The organism is Pseudomonas sp. dw_612 (genome assembly GCF_018449725.1).
GTDB lineage: Bacteria > Pseudomonadota > Gammaproteobacteria > Pseudomonadales > Pseudomonadaceae > Aquipseudomonas.
This window is the reverse complement of record NZ_JAAVVC010000004.1, coordinates 335,019-351,340: the sequence shown is the minus strand read 5'-3', so window position 1 is coordinate 351,340 and position 16,322 is coordinate 335,019. Positions and strand designations below refer to the sequence as shown.

Annotated in this window: 17 protein-coding genes; 14 read left to right on the top strand and 3 right to left on the bottom strand. The window is 63.4% G+C overall.

Annotated features, from left to right (window positions below; genetic code table 11):
• Positions 1–5 precede the first annotated feature (5 nt).
• The 8 genes from HB680_RS09135 (at position 6) to HB680_RS09100 (ending at position 8,077) form a co-directional block, all read left to right on the top strand.
• Complete coding sequence (locus HB680_RS09135) at positions 6–1,805, top strand: MotA/TolQ/ExbB proton channel family protein (protein WP_213938173.1); 1,800 nt, start codon at positions 6–8, stop codon at positions 1,803–1,805.
• 12 nt (positions 1,806–1,817) lie between these two features.
• On the top strand, positions 1,818–2,243 hold the full coding sequence (locus HB680_RS09130; RefSeq protein ID WP_213938172.1) for a biopolymer transporter ExbD: 426 nt from the start codon (positions 1,818–1,820) through the stop codon (positions 2,241–2,243).
• Between the two features lie 2 nt (positions 2,244–2,245).
• The gene (locus tag HB680_RS09125) at positions 2,246–2,953 is read left to right on the top strand and encodes an energy transducer TonB (RefSeq protein WP_213938171.1); all 708 of its coding nucleotides are present in this window, start codon (positions 2,246–2,248) and stop codon (positions 2,951–2,953) included.
• Between the two features lie 39 nt (positions 2,954–2,992).
• Complete coding sequence (locus HB680_RS09120) at positions 2,993–4,693, top strand: putative porin (RefSeq protein WP_213938170.1); 1,701 nt, start codon at positions 2,993–2,995, stop codon at positions 4,691–4,693.
• A 17-nt stretch (positions 4,694–4,710) separates the two neighbouring features.
• Positions 4,711–5,340: a DNA repair protein gene (locus tag HB680_RS09115; protein ID WP_213938169.1), complete on the top strand. Its 630-nt coding sequence runs from the start codon at positions 4,711–4,713 to the stop codon at positions 5,338–5,340.
• 16 nt (positions 5,341–5,356) lie between these two features.
• The gene (locus HB680_RS09110) at positions 5,357–5,836 is read left to right on the top strand and encodes a YbjN domain-containing protein (protein ID WP_213938168.1); all 480 of its coding nucleotides are present in this window, start codon (positions 5,357–5,359) and stop codon (positions 5,834–5,836) included.
• Entirely contained in the window at positions 5,833–6,756 is a 924-nt protein-coding gene (locus tag HB680_RS09105) for a peptidyl-prolyl cis-trans isomerase (protein ID WP_213938167.1), read from the top strand. Before HB680_RS09110 ends, HB680_RS09105 begins: the two co-directional genes overlap by 4 nt.
• 340 nt (positions 6,757–7,096) lie before the next feature.
• Positions 7,097–8,077, top strand: coding sequence for a LysR family transcriptional regulator (locus HB680_RS09100; RefSeq protein ID WP_213938166.1), 981 nt, complete (start codon positions 7,097–7,099; stop codon positions 8,075–8,077).
• Between the two features lie 324 nt (positions 8,078–8,401).
• On the opposite strand, the gene HB680_RS09095 is transcribed toward HB680_RS09100, so the two are convergent.
• Together HB680_RS09095 and gspH are read right to left on the bottom strand one after the other, a co-directional pair.
• Positions 8,402–9,010 (bottom strand): prepilin-type N-terminal cleavage/methylation domain-containing protein, encoded by a 609-nt coding sequence (locus HB680_RS09095; RefSeq protein ID WP_213938165.1) that lies wholly within the window; start codon positions 9,008–9,010, stop codon positions 8,402–8,404.
• On the bottom strand, positions 9,007–9,447 hold the full coding sequence (gspH, locus tag HB680_RS09090) for a type II secretion system minor pseudopilin GspH (RefSeq protein WP_213938164.1): 441 nt from the start codon (positions 9,445–9,447) through the stop codon (positions 9,007–9,009). The genes HB680_RS09095 and gspH overlap by 4 nt, the downstream gene beginning before the upstream one ends.
• A gap of 120 nt (positions 9,448–9,567) precedes the next feature.
• Between gspH and HB680_RS09085 the strand changes: the two genes are divergently transcribed.
• A complete protein-coding gene (locus HB680_RS09085; protein WP_213938163.1) occupies positions 9,568–10,002 on the top strand; it encodes a general secretion pathway protein GspC in 435 nt (144 codons plus the stop codon).
• A 148-nt stretch (positions 10,003–10,150) separates the two neighbouring features.
• Here HB680_RS09085 and gspI read toward each other — a convergent pair whose 3' ends face one another.
• Positions 10,151–10,531, bottom strand: a complete 381-nt coding sequence (gene gspI / locus HB680_RS09080; RefSeq protein ID WP_213938162.1) for a type II secretion system minor pseudopilin GspI — start codon at positions 10,529–10,531, stop codon at positions 10,151–10,153.
• Between the two features lie 147 nt (positions 10,532–10,678).
• Here gspI and gspG point away from each other — a divergent pair, with 147 nt between their 5' ends.
• The 5 genes from gspG to gspD are packed head-to-tail and all read left to right on the top strand — an operon-like array spanning position 10,679 to position 16,163.
• Positions 10,679–11,137, top strand: coding sequence for a type II secretion system major pseudopilin GspG (gene gspG, locus HB680_RS09075; RefSeq protein WP_213938161.1), 459 nt, complete (start codon positions 10,679–10,681; stop codon positions 11,135–11,137).
• Positions 11,138–11,145: 8 nt separating this feature from the next.
• A complete protein-coding gene (gspK, locus tag HB680_RS09070) occupies positions 11,146–12,123 on the top strand; it encodes a type II secretion system minor pseudopilin GspK (protein WP_213938160.1) in 978 nt (325 codons plus the stop codon).
• On the top strand, positions 12,120–13,286 hold the full coding sequence (gspL, locus tag HB680_RS09065; protein ID WP_213938159.1) for a type II secretion system protein GspL: 1,167 nt from the start codon (positions 12,120–12,122) through the stop codon (positions 13,284–13,286). Before gspK ends, gspL begins: the two co-directional genes overlap by 4 nt.
• Positions 13,279–13,803: a type II secretion system protein GspM gene (gene gspM / locus HB680_RS09060; protein ID WP_213938158.1), complete on the top strand. Its 525-nt coding sequence runs from the start codon at positions 13,279–13,281 to the stop codon at positions 13,801–13,803. The genes gspL and gspM overlap by 8 nt, the downstream gene beginning before the upstream one ends.
• Entirely contained in the window at positions 13,800–16,163 is a 2,364-nt protein-coding gene (gene gspD / locus HB680_RS09055; protein ID WP_213938157.1) for a type II secretion system secretin GspD, read from the top strand. The genes gspM and gspD overlap by 4 nt, the downstream gene beginning before the upstream one ends.
• The last annotated feature ends 159 nt before the right edge of the window (positions 16,164–16,322 follow it).

The window sequence follows — 16,322 nt, the reverse complement described above, 5'->3', positions numbered from 1 at the left end:
TTTTCATGCAGCGCTTATTCATCGCTTTCTTCATCTGCCTGGGCTTCGTGCTCCCGGCCACCGCCCAGGCCTGGTGGCAGGACGACTGGCACTACCGCAAGCAGATAGCCGTGGACACCACGCCCCAGGGCGCGGCCATCAACGAAGCCCTGGGCCGCACGGCGCTGCTGGTGCGCCTGCACACCGGCAACTTCACCTTCGACGGAGTGAAGGAGGACGGCTCGGATCTGCGCTTCGTCGCTGCCGATGACAAGACCGTGCTCAACCACCAGATCGAAAGCTTCGACCCGTTGATGGGCATGGCGCTGATCTGGGTCGATGTGCCGAAAGTGGAGGGCGGCCAGCGCCAGGACATCTGGATGTACTACGGCAACCAGAAAGCCCCGGCCACCGGTAACGGTCAGTTGACCTTCGATCCGAATTACACCGCTCTCTACCACTTCGACGGCGCCAACGGCACCCCGGCCAAGGACACCACGGCCTACGGCAACACCGCGCAAAGCGCCACCGGCGCGAGCATCGACGGCGTGATCGGCCGCGCCTTGCAGTTCAGCGGCCAACCGTTGCTGCTGCCGGGCAGTCCATCGCTGCAACACAACGCCGGCAGTGCGTTCACCTTCAGTGCCTGGTTGCGCCTGGACCAGGCCAATGGCGAGCAGCTTGTGCTCGCAAGGCGTGAGGGCGCCAACAGCCTGCTGCTGGGGTTGAACCAAGGTATGGCGTTCGTGGAAATCGACGGTCAGCGCGCCGTCTCCACGCAACCGCTGAACCCCGGCCAATGGCAGCACTTGGCACTCACCGCCGAAGGCAGCAAAGTCTCGCTGTACGTCAATGGCCGCGAGATCGCGAGCCTCCCGGTGTCGATGCCGGCGTTCAATTCAGTCATGGCCATCGGCGCCGACCTGTCCGCCAGCGCTTACTTGCCGTTTGCCGGGGCCATGGATGAACTGCGGTTGTCCAAGGTCGCTCGTCCGGCGGCGTTGTTGTTGGCCGATGCCAACTCCCAGGGCGCCGAGTCGAAACTGGTGGCCTACGGCGTCGATGAAGAACAGTCGGGCTACGGCTTCGGCAGCCTCGGTTTCCTGCTCAACGCGGTGCCGCTGGACGCCTGGGTGATCATCGCCGTGCTGGTGCTGATGATGTTCCAGTCGTGGGTGATCATGATCCGCAAGAACCGCATGGTCAGCCGGGTCAGCGCTGCCAACGAAGGCTTTCGTGAGCAGTTCGCCAAGGTCGGCACGCGTCTGGAAATGTTCGCCGACGACCAGGAATTGGCCCAGCGCCTGCAGCATTCGTCGCTGTGGCGTTTGTATCTGGTGGCGGTGAAGGAAATCCGTACTCGCCGGGAGCAGGGCGCCGACACCTCGTCGGTTTCCGCCGCGACCATCGAAGCGATCCGCTGCTCCATGGACGGCGTGCGCACCCGCGAAAACCAGGCCCTCAGCTCGAAACTCTCGACCTTGTCCAACGCCATCGCCGGCGGGCCTTACATCGGCCTGCTCGGCACCGTGCTGGGGATCATGGTGGTGTTTCTCGGCACGGCGATGGCTGGCGACGTCAACATCAACGCCATCGCCCCCGGCATGGCCGCCGCGTTGCTCGCCACGGCCATGGGCCTGTTTGTCGCGATCCCGGCGCTGTTTGGCTACAACCGGCTGATCACCCGCAACAAGGAAGTCAGCGCCGACATGCGGGTGTTCGTCGATGAGTTCATCACTCGCCTGGCGGAGATGCACGGCGAGAGTCAGTTCAGCGAATCGGCCCATCGCCGTGGCAATCACACCAACGCGTCCGTACCGGCCTGAGGAGCAAAAAAAATGGCTTCCGTAAATGCCTCCCATGACGACGAAGACGACGCAGCGGTGGACACCATCAACATCACGCCCCTGGTGGACGTGCTGATGGTGGTGCTGGTGATGTTCATCCTCACCGCCACCGCCCAGGTCTCGGGTATCCAGATCAACCTGCCCAAGGCCAGTGCCTCGGTGTCGTTGTCCGAAGCCAAGACCAAGGCGATTTCGGTCAACGATGGCGGCCAGGTGTTCCTCGATGCCTACCCGGTGACGTTGGCCGAACTCGAAGATCGGCTGCGCATCGAGAAAGCCCTGAGCCCGGACTTCCCGGTGATCGTGCGCGGTGATGCCCAGGTGCAGTACCAGAAAGTCATTGAGGTGCTGGACCTGTTGCGGCGCCTGGAACTGTCCCAGGTCGGTCTCGTCACCGGCAAACCGAGCCAGGGCTGACCATGACCGCACAACAACCCTTCAAGCCGTTGCCGGTGAAAAGGCCGTCGCCCGTGCGCTTCGTCAAGTGGGGCGCCGGGCTGCTGCTCGGTGCCGTCGCGGCGTGGTTCCTGTGGCAATGGGCCAATGACATGAGCGGCATCCGTCGGGAAGCGCCGAAGGTGCCGACGATTATCCCGTTGCCGCCACCGCCACCACCGCCGCCGGAAAAACCGCCCGAGCCCGAGCCACCGGTGGAAGAAAAAATGGTCGAGCCGCAACCGACGCCAGAGCCCGAAGAGGTCAAGCCAGCCGAAGAAGCACCGCCATCCCCGGCGGATGATCTGGCCAACCCGATGCAAATGGACGGCGATGCGCAGTCCGGCAACGACGCCTTCAACATCGGCGCGGGCAAGGGCGGCGGCATGGCTGGGGCCGGCGGCGGTCGTTTGGGCAACGGCACCTACAGCCAGTTTTTGGCCTTCACCTTCCAGCGCTTGCTGCGGGATAACCCGGACCTGCGCAACCTGGCGTTTTCGCTGCAGGCCGACGTGTGGCTGAGCAGCGTCGGCGAAATCACCCGGGTCGAGTTGGTCAAGTCCAGCGGCAAGCCCGAGATCGACACCCAAGTACTCGCGGCCCTGCGCAACGCGCCGCACCTGAGCGAACGGCCACCGGCCTCCATGACTTTACCTGTACGCCTGTCCTTGCAAGGGCGGCGTCCGGGTTAACCGAATTCTTAACAGTTTGCCTAAAGGAGTTGTGTGCAGATGATTTCCAACGTGAATCGATTGTCCCTGGCGGTCGGCATGGTCATTGCGACCCTGGTCGGGCACGCAGCGGCAGCCCCTGCGCCCTCGGAAAACGCCACGATCAATCTGATCCGCTTGCTGGTGGAGCAGGGCATTTTGAAGCAGGACAAGGCCGACGCGCTGATCGCCCAGGCGCAGAACGAAGCGGCCCAGGCCCGGCAGGCGGCGAGTGCGCCAGCGGTGGTGGCGGCCGGTCCCGTCGCGGCACCGGGGGATGTGCGGGTGCAATACGTGCCGGCCGCTGTGCGCGATCAGATCCGTGATCAGGTCAAGGCCGAGGTCATGGCCACCGCCAAGCAAGAGAACTGGGCCCAGCCCAACACATTCCCGGACTGGGTGTCGCGCATCAGCTTCGACGGCGACATTCGCCTGCGGGATGAATCACGCTACTACTCCGGCACCAATAGCAACGAAATCGTCGACTTCGCCAAGCTCAACAACAATGGTCCGTACGACGTAAACCCCAACAGCAGCACCAACCTGCCGCCGTTGCTCAACACCCGGGAAGACCGCGAAAACCTGTTCCGCCTGCGCGCACGGCTGGGCATGAAAGCGGTGCTCGCGCCGGACTGGACCGCCGGCATCCGCATCGCCACCGGTTCCGACAACAACCCGGTGTCGACCACGCAAACCCTGGGCGGCGGCTTCGGCAAGAAAGACATCTGGCTCGATCAGGGTTACCTGACCTGGAAGGCGACGCAGGACGTGACATTGACCGGCGGGCGGATCGCCAATCCGTTTTTCTCCACCGACATGCTGTATTCCAACGACCTGAACTTCGATGGCATCGCGGCGATTTTCGACCACAAGCTCAGCCGCGACTGGGGCGTGTTCGGCACCGTCGGCGCGTTCCCGGTGGAGTACACCAACGACACCAGCACCAGCAATGGCCTGGACAAGGAAGACAGCGACAACAAGTGGCTGTATGGCGCGCAGATCGGCGCCAAATGGGCGATCAACAGCGACAACCGACTCAAGGGTGCCTTGGCCTACTACCGCTTCGACGACATCGAAGGCCAGCGCTCCAGCCCTTGCGAACCCTGGGCCGGCGCGCCGGGTTGCGACAGCGACGGCAGTCGCTCGGCGTTCATGCAGAAGGGCAACAGCGTGTTCCTGTTGCGGGACATCACGCCCAACCCACTCAACCCGGCCACCACGCCACAACCCCAATTCGTTGGCCTGGCCTCGGAGTTCAATCTGCTGGACCTGAACCTGGTGTGGGACGCCGATCTGCCCGAGGACTTCAAGTTACGCAGCCAGGGCAACTACATCCACAACCTCGGTTACGACGAAGGCGACATGCGCAAGCGCTCGGCGGGGCAGATCGTCAACAACCTCGACAGCAGCGGCGGCATCGAAAGTGGCGCCGACGCGTGGATGGTGCAATTCACCCTCGGCAATGCGCTGGAGCTGAAGAAGCAGGGCGACTGGAACTTCTTCGCCGGCTACAAATACATCCAGCCCGATGCCTTGCCGGACGGTTTCAACGATTCGTCGTTCCACCTGGGCGGGACCAACGCCAAGGGCTACTTCCTGGGCGGCAATTACGGCTTGGCCAAGAACGTCTACGCCACCGGCCGCTGGTTGAGTTCCGAAGCGGTGTACGGCGCGCCGTTCGACATCGATGTCTTGCAGCTGGAAATCAACACGCGCTTCTAGGGCGCAGGGAGGGCTTCATGAAATCACTATTTGCGCTGCTGACGCTGGGGCTGTTGATCGCCCAGGGCGCAAGCGCCGAAGGCATGGAAGAGCGTCTGCGCACCCAGTTGCGCAGCACCACCCAGCAACTGCAGGCCCTGCAAAGTCAGCAGGCCCAGGCCAGCGCCGCGCAACTGGCGGCTCAGGGCGAAGCGAAGGCTGCTCAGGCGCAGATCAAGCAATTGACGACCGAACTGACGAAGGCCAAAGGCATGGCCGAGCAACTGGCCGGCCAGCAAAGCAGCCTGCAAAGCCAGGCCCAGGCGCAGGTAGCGGCCAGCAGTGAGCAGATCGGCAAGTTCAAGAAAGCGTACGAGGAGTTGTTGGTCATGGCCCGTGCCAAAGAGGCAGAACGGGCTAAGCTCCAAGCGCAATTGGCTGAACGTGACACGCAAGTGCAGCAATGTTCAGTCAAGAATCAGCAGATGTATGGCGTGGCCAAGGAGATGCTCGCGGCCTACGAAAAAATCGACGTCGCCGAGGTGATGAAGATTCGCCAACCGTTCGCCGGCAGCGCCCGGGTCAAGTTCGAAGAACTGGCCCAGGGCTTTGGCGACGAGCTCTACAAGACGCAATACGACGCGCCCCAAGCGGCGCTCGCTCACTAATCCAAGGATGAACTTCATGACTCAATTGATCAGCCACGTATCGCCGCAATCCCTGACCGACGTGCTGCAAGCCGCCGGTTACCGGGTCAACCAGACCGAACAGAACGGCATCGTGCAACTGCTCAGCGCCAGCCAGGGCATCGGCTACGCCGTGCGTTTCGGCAACGTGGCGCCGGAGGCGGGCAGCTACGTCGACTTCACCTTCAGCTGCGCCTTGCGCGTGCAGGGCGAGTTGCCGGCCGGGCTGGCGGAAATCTGGAATGCCTCGCGCCGCTTTGCCCGGTTGTCGGTGCAGGGCGAGTTCCTGGTGATGGAAATGGACGTGGTGGTGGCCGCCGGTGTCAGCGCCGATCACCTGAAGGGCAACCTGGAGTTGTGGGATCGTTTGCTCCAGGAATTCATCGTCTACCTGCGAGAGTACAGCCAGAACGCGGCGAACTTGCAGGCCCAGGCGCAAACCGCCGAGACCACCGCAGACGAGGTTCCAGCGCTGTGAAAAAGCGAACGGCAATGGTCAGCGCCGGTGCGCTGACCGTGCTGGTGGTGGCTGTCGGGTTGGGCTTGCGACCGGGGAATGACCCGGTCGCCGCTCAACAGCCTGCGCCATCGGCAGTGAAGGTGGACGGGGCGGCGGTGGCGCGGTTGGGCAATCAACAGGTCACGCCGCAGGAGTTGAAGGATTTGCTCGCCACGGTGGCGCCTGAGGTTCGCAAACAATTGCGCGGTAATCGCGGGGCGCTGGAAAGCTGGATTCGTTCGCGTCTGGCCGAGAAGGCCGTGCTTGAACAGGCGGATGCCCAGGGCTGGCGCCAGCGGCCGGAAGTCGAGCAGCAAACCCGAGCGGCGACGGAGCAGATTGTCTTTCGCGACTATTTGCAGTCGGTCAGCCAGGTGCCAGCGGATTATCCCAGTACGGCGCAACTGCAGCAGGCGTATGACGCAGGGAAAGCGGGTTGGGTGACGCCAGCGCTGTATCGGGTGAGTCAGATTTTCCTGGCGGTGAATGATCCGCAGAACCTTGATAGCGTGCGCAAACAGGTCGTGGAACTGAGCAAAAAAGCCCAGGCCGCGCCGGGGGAATTTGCCGCGTTGGCGGGGGCGGGTGGCGTCAGCGATACCGGGCTGCAACCCTTGCAGCAATTGGTGCCCGAGGTGCGAGGCGCGGTGTCGCGGCTCAAGGTTGGCGCCGTCTCCGACCCGGTGCAAAGCGCAGCGGGTTTCCACATCATCAAACTCACCGAGCAACAACCGTCCCGCCTCGCCACCCTCGACGAACTGCGCGAACGCCTGACCTTCGCCCTGCGCGCACAACGCCAGGAACAGATCGCCAAGGCGTACCTGGAAGGCATGCTCAACACCGCGACGTTGAGTATCGATGGCGCGCAGGTGAACAAAGTGCTGGAGGAAAAACTTTAAACGGCCCGACACATCACCCCTGTGGCAGGGCATGGACATTGTGAACAGCGCAGAACCCCATGTGGGAGTGGGCTTGCTCGCGAAGGGGCCAGCACATTCAACATTGATGTTGCCTGACCCACCGCTTTCGCGAGCAAGCCCGCTCCCACAGGGGATTTGTGGCAGGGCACAAAAAAGGTAATCAACACCTATCCAATGCAGGAGCAAGGCTTGCCCGCGAAGAGGTCATCAGATCCAGCGTTGCCTGACCCACCGCTTTCGCGGGCAAGCCTTGCTCCTACAGGGGATATTGCCGGGTCAGTGGGAACGCAATCAAACAAAGATCGACAGGGAGTCATCGATGTCATTCACAGAAACCGCAGGACGCCAGGCCATCACCGAGTATCGTTCACCGCCGCCCACCTCCGAGTCCTGGCTGTCGCTGGCCGCCGGGATTGAGGATGAGGTGGCGCAGTACTTTCTGGTCAGCGCCCGGTGTGGTTGTTTCATGCAGGCGGCGCGCAGTCTGAATGTGCGGGCGACGTTGCTGCGCAAGCAATTGGCGCAACTGGAGGCGCGTTTGCAGCGGTCGTTGTTCAGCTTCCAGGGCAGCGCCCTGACGTTGAGCCGGGAAGGGCAGCAGTTGCACGCGCAGTTGAGCGTCCTGGCCCGCGAACGCCGCTTGCCGGTGGTCGAACAACCTTGCATCCGCCTGGCGGTGGCGGAATCACTGCTGCATGACATCCTCGGCCGCGACCTGATCTCGCTGCTGCGCCGCAACGCCAGCATCCGCCTGGAAATCATCTCCTTGGACAGCGAACTGGCCCTGCAAACCATCAGCGCCGATGTGGTGCTGTGGCTGGCCACCGGGGATAGGCCGCTGCCCGGCCCGACCTTCGCCACCACCGAGCCGCAGCACCTCGCGCAACTGAGCTACCTGCCGCACATTGCCAAACGCTATTCCCGGGTCACGGCCCGGCCGGACAGCGTCGATGACCTGGCGGATTTCATGTTGGTGCAATGGCAGCACGATCTGCAAATCGAGAGTTTCCGGCCCTGGAACAACCTGGTGGAGCAGCGCCTGGCCGGAGTGGTGAAGTTGCAATCCTATGAGCTGATGCTGGACATGATTCGTTGCAGCGCCTGCATCGGCCTGTTGCCCGCCTACATGACCCGCTACGACCGCAGCCTGATTGCCTTGCCGGGGCTGTTCCGCGAACCGATGCAACATCAGGTGTGGCTGGCGGTGAGTGCCGATGCCGATGAAGTGGCCGAGGTGCAGATGCTTGCCCGGTTGATCCGCAACACCTTTGCCGAGCGGCGGGATTGGTTTGAGTTGTAGGGGCAGGGGGTGTGGGCGATGGCGTTCTCAGGGACGCCTTCGCGAGCAGGCCCGCTCCCACAATGGATCTACGGCGTTCACAAAAAACCTGTGGGAGCGGGCTTGCTCGCGAAGGGGCCGTCACATTCAACATTGATGTCGGCTGGCACACCGCTTTCGCGAGCAAGCCCGCTCCCACATGGGTTTTATGTTGTTCACGATTTTCATGTCCAACACCAATCCCCTGTAGGAGCGAAGCTTGCTCGCGAAGGGGCCATCACATTCAGCATTGATGGGACTGACACACCGCTTTCGCGAGCAAGCTTCGCTCCTACAGGGGATGGGTCAGTCCAGTGGGCCCATGACTTGCCGGTATTTCTCGACGCCCTGCGGCGTCTTGCGGGTCAGGCTGATTTCGATGCCCTGGGGATTTTCCTTGCGGTTGCCGCTCAACTTGCGCCAGCCCTTGTCCACCTCCCAGACCCGCAAAGTCGCGTCACTGACGTCTGTCAATACCGCCACCCCCTCCGTTGGCGCGGGCAACGGGTATTGGCTGCGCGTCGGGGCAATTGCCCGGAACAGCACGTCACCCTTGAGCCACCAGCGCACCCGTTGTATACCGCCGCTGCCGTCCGCCGCCGCGCGAATGACATCCAGGCGAAAACCCTTGCCTTCGGTACTGCGTACGGTCAGCGCAGGCGGGGCGTTGACCGGTTCATCCTCGTTGCCCGGCCGCACCGGTTCCGCCAATTCGATGCTGGCGCGCAGGGCGACGTCGCGCTCCAGTTGATTCAGCGCCCGCAGCAGCACTTCGCTCTGTTCGGTGCTGGCCTGCAAATGCGCATCGGCGCGGGTCACGCTGTCGAGCCCGCGCCAGGCAATCAGGCTGACCACCGCCATCAGCATGATCGCGACCATCACTTCGATCAGGGTAAAACCTTGTTGAGCTTTCATTGCACGCTCACCTGGCCAGCCGCGTTGCGTTGCACGGCGATGCTGTTGAGGCCATCAGACAAGGTCAATTGAAGCGGCGGGTTGATCCACTCCGCGTTCAGCACGATTTTTTGCCGCACCTGCATCCCCGGGGTTTCCCAGGGCCGAGGCTTGAGTTGCGGATCATTGCCGAAGTGATCAAACCCCTTGCCGCTGTCATCACGCCGACTGAAACGAAACCCCTTGGCATCCGCCCGCCAGGTAATCGGCCGGCCATCGGCCCGGGCTTCGGCCTGGGCCACTTGCAGCAACTGCGCCACCCGCGCGGCGTCCTTGCGCAGCAAGTGCAGCGGGTCGGGTTTGATGCTCAGGCTGATCGCCGCGCTGGCGATGCCGATGATCACCAGCACCACCATCAACTCAATCAGGGTAAAGCCCTGTTGTCTGAAACCATTCATCCGCTGCGCGCTCCTTTGCGTCGATTTTCATCCTGCACGGTGAAGATGATGAGTGTGTGAAATAAAAACGTGAACATTGCGCTGTAGGCTCGGGGCAGGGACTACAAGGAGATTCAGCCCATGTCATTTATCGAACGCTTCAGCGCGCCGCAGTGGGTGCAATCCATTGCCTTGCTGGCGGCGCTGGCCGGTGTTGTCACCTGGTCGTCGCTGCTGCTGACTTCCGCCGAATCACGCACCCCGGACGCCGCCCCGCAACTGCTCGCAGCCCGCAGTGATAACCCGGCGTTGCAGTGGTTTTCCAACCAACCGGCGGCCGTCGAGATCAAGGTCAGCGGTGTCCTGGCCGGTAGCCGTGGCGCGGTGGCGATCCTCAGCCTCAATGGCGGCGCGCCGCGCAGTTTCCTGGTCGGAGAAAGCGTCAGTCATGGCGTCAAAGTCATCGCCATCGAAGGGAATGCGGTGGTGATCGAGCGGGGCGCGGAGAAGAGCCGCATAGAACTCGGCAAACTCCCCGACTTACCTTTCTTGCCGACACTCACAAAACCCCTGTAGCAGCTGTCGAGCGCAGCGAGGCAGCGTTCGGCGGCGAAGCCGTCGCACACCCGGCGATTGCGGCATATCAGGTACACCGCGTATACCGATTTCACGACGGCTTCGCCGCCGAACGCAGCCTCGCCGGGGCTCGGCAGCTGCTACGCGGTTATTTCGATGCAGGCCGACTCAACAAGGTATCGAGCCGCGCCAACGGCGGCGCCTCGCGGCTGCGATCAAATACCTGCAACCCGACCTGCAACAACCGCCCCTGTTGCGCGCTGCCAATGACCTGTTCGCAGCGCAGCAACAACCGCCCCTGATCGCATTCAACCGCCCGCGCACCCGAGGGCAAGCGCCCCTCAAGGCGCAGCTCGGCGAGGCGACTTTGCGCCGCCAGCAACGCGATCGACCGATCCCGCAGTAACCCGTTGCTCTGGGTCATCAACCCGGCCACGCGCACGGCGGCGGACATCGCCACGGCAATGATCGCCAGCGCCACCAGCACTTCGATCAGGGTAAAACCGGCTTGTCGGGGAGGGCGGCGCATCGGGCACTCGGGCACAGAGAAGAGGGTCGAGGCTAACCCCCCGGGCTTGACCGCTTGACGACCAAAGCTCCCGAGGATTTTCAACGTCACTGACATATCTTCTTGCAACACTGCGCGTCGAATCGAATCAAGCCAGGGAATGACGAGATGGATATCGCGCAGAGCAACGCCCCCAGACACAACCGCCGCCGGTCCCATGGACAGGCCGGTTTCACCCTGATCGAAATCATGGTCGTGGTGGTCATCCTCGGGATTCTCGCCGCCATGGTGGTGCCCAAGGTGCTGGACCGTCCGGACCAGGCCCGGGCCACGGCCGCCAAACAGGACATTGGCGGCTTGATGCAGGCCCTGAAGCTGTATCGCCTCGACCACGGCACCTACCCGAACATGACCCAGGGCCTGAAAGTATTGGTGGAACGTCCCGCCGATGCGAAAAACAGCAACTGGCGTTCGTACCTGGAACGCCTGCCCAACGACCCGTGGGGCCGGCCTTACAACTATCTGAATCCGGGCGCCAATGGCGAAGTCGACATTTTCTCCCTCGGTGCCGACGGCCAGCCTGACGGCGACGGCGTGAATGCCGATATCGGCTCCTGGCAGCTCTAAGGCCGGTCATGAAAACCTATTCGCTGAGAGCGGCGAAGCAGCGCGGCATGGCGATCATCAGCGCCTTGCTGATCGCGGCCGTGGTGGCGGTGATTGCCGGGGGCATGCTCACCCGCCAGACCGTGTTTACCCGCAGCCTCGAAGCCGAACAGGCGCGAGTGCAGGGCGCCTGGGTGCTGAACGGCGGGCTCGAAATCAGCCGCCAGTTGCTCTGGGATGCCCGCCAGCGCGACCCGCTGACCCGGCTGGATCAGCCATGGTCGCAGCCCATCGTGAGTCGCGTGGCGACGCGTACGTTCGACGGTCGCCTGGAAGACGAGCAAGGCAAGTTCAACCTGCGCAACCTGATCGCCAACGAGCGGATCGATGACGAGCAGTTGCGCAATTTTCAGCGTCTGTGTGAGCTGATCGGCGTGAGCTCGACCTTGAGCCAGCGCATCAGCCAACGGGTGATCGCGGCGTATCCGCGATTATTCAATCCAGGACTGGCAGACAACGCCCCGGCCAGCAGCGGCCTCAACAGTGGCCGCAGCACTTCACCGAATGCCGTGCGTAAACCCGAAACCGCCAAGCGCCCGATGTTGCGCAGTGTCGACGATTTGCGCGGTGTCGAGGGTGTGACCGAGGCGCTGCTGGTGAAGATCAGTCCCTTCATCACCATTCTGCCGGCCAACACCTGGCTCAACGGCAACACCGCCAGCGCCCCGGTGTTGGCGGCGTATGTGCCTGGGCTGTCGATCGAGCGTGCCCAGGCCCTGGTTGCCGAACGCGATGGCGGCCAGTGGTTTATCAATCGCGGGGATTTCGTCAATCGCCTGCGCATGCCTGAACTGGAGCTGACGACGATCAAGGTCGGCATCACCAGCGACTGGTTCCGCCTGCGCGGCCAGGCCCGCAGCGAACAAAAACGCGTCAGCCTCGACGCGTTGTTGCGGCGTACCGAGGACCGTTTGCCTCAGGTGATCTGGTCGCGGGTGGGCGTATGAGCCAGTTGCGCGTGGCGTTGCCGCCCCTGGCGCAACTGACGCTCGACAGCGCGGTGACGTTCGTCCGGCTCGACCGCCAGGGCCAGGTTTCTCGCGAGGGCCAGAGCACGCTGCTGCAACTGGGCCAGAGCGGTAAAACCCCGGCGATTACGTGCTTCCTGCATCCCCAGGACAGCCTGCTGGCGAGCATCGATCTGCCGCTGCTGCCCTCGGCAAAAACCGCTGCGGCGGTGCAGTGTGCAGCGCAGTCGCTGATCCTCGGCGCCAGCGAGCAGATGCACATCGCCCATAGCCCTCGGGATGCCCATGGGCGAGTGCATATCGCCTGGTTGTCGCGGCAATGGTTGGGCGAGTTCGGCCAGTTGTTGCGCCTGGCGGGATTGACCCTGCGCGGCGTGTACCCAGCAGCGTATGGGATGCCGGTCAACAGCGCGGGCCTTTACGAAGAACATTTGCTGGTGCGCCACAGCCTGGAACACGCCGTGGTGCATCCGCATTTCGACGAAGCCCTGAGCGATCTGTTGCTGGAAGCCGGCAGCGGTTTGCAATGGCTGGGCGACGCGGCTCCGGATGCTGTCGCTAACCGGTTGCCCGAGGCACAACGCTGGACCGGTCCTTTGCCCGGTTGGGGCTTGCACGCCGGCGTTCAGCAACGCAGCGCCAATCAGCAGGGCTGGGGCAGGGCGGCGGTGTGTTGCGCCGTGGCGCTGGCGGTCTGGACCCTGGGCCTGAACCTGTACGCCGCCCGGGAAGCAGCGCAAGGGCAGCAGCTCAAGGCGCAGATGAATCAACGGGTAAAACAGGCGTTCCCCGAATTGCCGGTGATCCTCAACCCGCTGCAACAGGCCCGTCAGCAACTCGCCGCCCGTCAGGCCAGCGCCGCCACCGACGCGACCCAGCGTTTCGCCAGTCTGGTGTTGCAGGCTGGCAGTGGCATGCCGTTCATGGCCGGCAGTGTGCAGAGCCTGGTGTTCGAAAACGGTGAGCTGCAACTAAGTCTTCTCGACGATGCGCGGCGCAACGCGACCGACAAAACCTGGCAAACCGCACTGACCCAGGCCGGCATCGCCGTCAGCGCTACTGATCAAGGCTGGGCGCTGAGTCCTGCCGCCGAATCCACCGCCAGCGAAGATGAAAAGAGCACCGGAGCCGAAGATGAATAAGCAATCGTTGAGCCTTTTCAGCGCTCGCGCCCGAGTGTTCTGGCAAGCCCTGGCCCTGCGGGAAAAGCGCATGGTCGCAGGCACGGCGCTGGCGCTCGGAGGCCTGTTGACCTGGCTGCTGCTGATTCAGCCACCGCTGAAGAAAATCGATTACTGGCAAGCCGAAACTCCCAAGCTGCGCTCGCAAAACGAAGCGCTGGAACTGCTGCTGCGGGAAGTGGCGACGCCGCCCGCCGGGCAGGGCCTCGAGCAATCCTTACGGCAAACCCTCGACGCCAGTGGCCTCGCTGGGCATTACCAGTTGCAGGCGATGGACGCGGCCTGGCAGTTGACGTTCGAAGAGGCCCCGGCCGATGCGGTGATCGGTTGGCTGCTGGGCAACCCGAGGCAATTTTCTCTGGACGTGATCGAGGCGCGTTTGCAGCGTGCTGGCGCGGCCAGGGTCGATGACACGGCAGGCACCCTGTCGGGAACCGTTCGCATGGATCAGGCGCTGGGCGCTAAGGAAGCTTCATGAAGTGGTCAGGTTCCAACTACGTACGCAAGTCGGCACGCACGGCCGCGCCGTTTCTGCTGCTGGCGCTCGGCGCGTGCAGCACCCCCCCGACGAATCAACCGCCGTTGCTGGTGGACAGTGAGCTCGGCCGGCCCCTGGCCAATACCCGGCAAAGCGGCGATTTGCTGGCGGAACGGCAGCGGGCCCAGGCACAAATCCAGCAGCAGCCACGACCACAGCACAAAGTCACCAACCCCGGCCGCAGTGGCACTTCAAGCCCCAGCAGCACCGTGGCGAGCAATCCCCTGGGCAACCAACCGGTGACGTTGAATTTTGTCGACGCCGACATCCAGGCCGTGGTGCGGGCGTTGTCCCATTCCACCGGGCAGCAGTTTCTGGTGGACCCTCGGGTCAAGGGCAACCTGACCCTGGTGTCCGAAGGCGAGGTGCCGGCGCATCAGGCCTACGACATGTTGCTGGCGGCGTTGCGCATGCAGGGTTTCAGCGTGGTCGATGTCGGCGGCGTGTCCCATGTGGTGCCGGAGGCCGACGCCAAGTTGCTTGGCGGGCCGATCTACAGCCCCGGCAAACCGGCGGGCAACGGCATGCTCACCCGCACCTTTCGCCTGCAATACGAAAACGCGGTGAACCTGATCCCGGTGTTGCGTCCGATCGTCTCGCCGAACAACCCGATCAACGCCTACCCCGGCAACAACACCATCGTCATCACCGACTACGCCGATAACCTGACACGGGTGGCGCAGATCATCCAAGGCATCGACACGCCGAATGCGATCGACACCGATGTGGTGCAGATCCAGAACGGCATCGCCGTGGACATCGCCGGCATGGTTTCGGAGCTGCTGGAACAACCCGGCAACGACCCGACCCAGAAAATCTCGGTGATCGGCGACCCGCGTTCCAACTCCATCATCATTCGTGCCGGCAGCCCGGAGCGCACGGAGCTGGCGCGCAACCTGATCTACAAACTCGACAACGCCCAAAGCAATCCGAGCAACCTGCACGTGGTGTACCTGCGCAACGCCCAGGCGGCCAAACTGGCCCAAGCCCTGCGCGGCTTGCTCACCGGGGAAAGTGACAGCGGCGGCAGCGACTCCGCCCGCTCGGTGCTCAGTGCCATGGGCGGTGGCAACGCCAACGGCGGGCAAAATGGCCAGAGCCAGGGCACCGGCAGCCAGACCTCGACCTCCGGCACCACCAACAGCGGCGGCACGGCTTACGGACAGGGCGCCAGCAATTCGGGTAGCCAAACCGGGGGCCAACAGGCGGACCAGAGCGTCGCCTTCAGTGCCGGCGGCGTGACCATCCAGGCCGACGCCACCACCAACACCTTGCTGATTTCCGCGCCAGACCCGCTGTACCGCAATCTGCGGGAGGTCATCGACATGCTCGACCAGCGCCGCGCCCAAGTGGTGATCGAAAGCCTGATCGTCGAAGTCGGCGAAGACGATGCCAATGAATTCGGCGTGCAGTGGCAGACCGGCAACCTGGCGGGCAACGGTGTGATCGGTGGGGCCAACCTCGGCGGTTCGGGGATCAACGTCAACGGCAAGACCAGCATCGACGTATTGCCCGGCGGCCTGAGCGTGGGCTTTCTCAACGGCACCGTGGACATCCCCGGCATTGGCAAGGTCATGGACCTGAAAGTGTTGGCCCACGCGCTCAAGAGCAAGGGCGGCACCAACGTGCTGTCAACGCCGAACCTGCTGACGCTGGACAACGAAGCGGCGAGCATTTTCGTTGGCCAGACTATCCCGTTTGTCAGCGGCAGCTACGTCACCGGGGGCGGCGGCACCAGCAACAACCCGTTCCAGACCGTGACCCGGGAGGAGGTCGGTTTGAAGCTCAATGTGCGGCCGCAGATTTCCGAGGGCGGCACGGTCAAGCTCGACATTTATCAGGAAGTCAGCAGCATCGACGAGCGCGCCTCCAACAGCGTGACCGCCGCCGGCATTGTCACCAACAAACGGGCAATCGACACCAGCATCCTGCTCGACGACGGGCAGATCATGGTCCTCGGCGGCCTGTTGCAGGACGGCTACAGCCAGAGCAACGACGCGGTGCCGTGGCTGTCGAGCATCCCCGGTCTGGGCGCGCTATTTCGCAACGAACGCCGGGCCACCACCAAGACCAACCTGATGGTGTTCCTGCGCCCCTACATCATCCGCGACAGCGCCGGGGGCCGGGCGATTACCCTCAACCGCTACGACTTCATGCGCCGCGCCCAGGGCGGACTGCAACCGGAACGCAGCTGGGCCATGCCGGACATGCAGGCGCCGCAATTGCCAGCGGCGGCGCAAGGCGTACCGGCGGTGAATGCGCTGCCACGGGCGACGATTCGGGCGGTGCCGATCCAATGAACACACCACTGGTAGCCGCTGGCGAAGCCTGCGTTCGGCTGCGAAGCAGTCGCAAAACCTTCATGTGCGGTGTGACAGATAAACCGCGTTCGCTGGTATTACGGCTGCTTCGCAGCCGAACGCAGCCTCGCAGGCTCGGCAGCTGCTACAGGGGCCGAG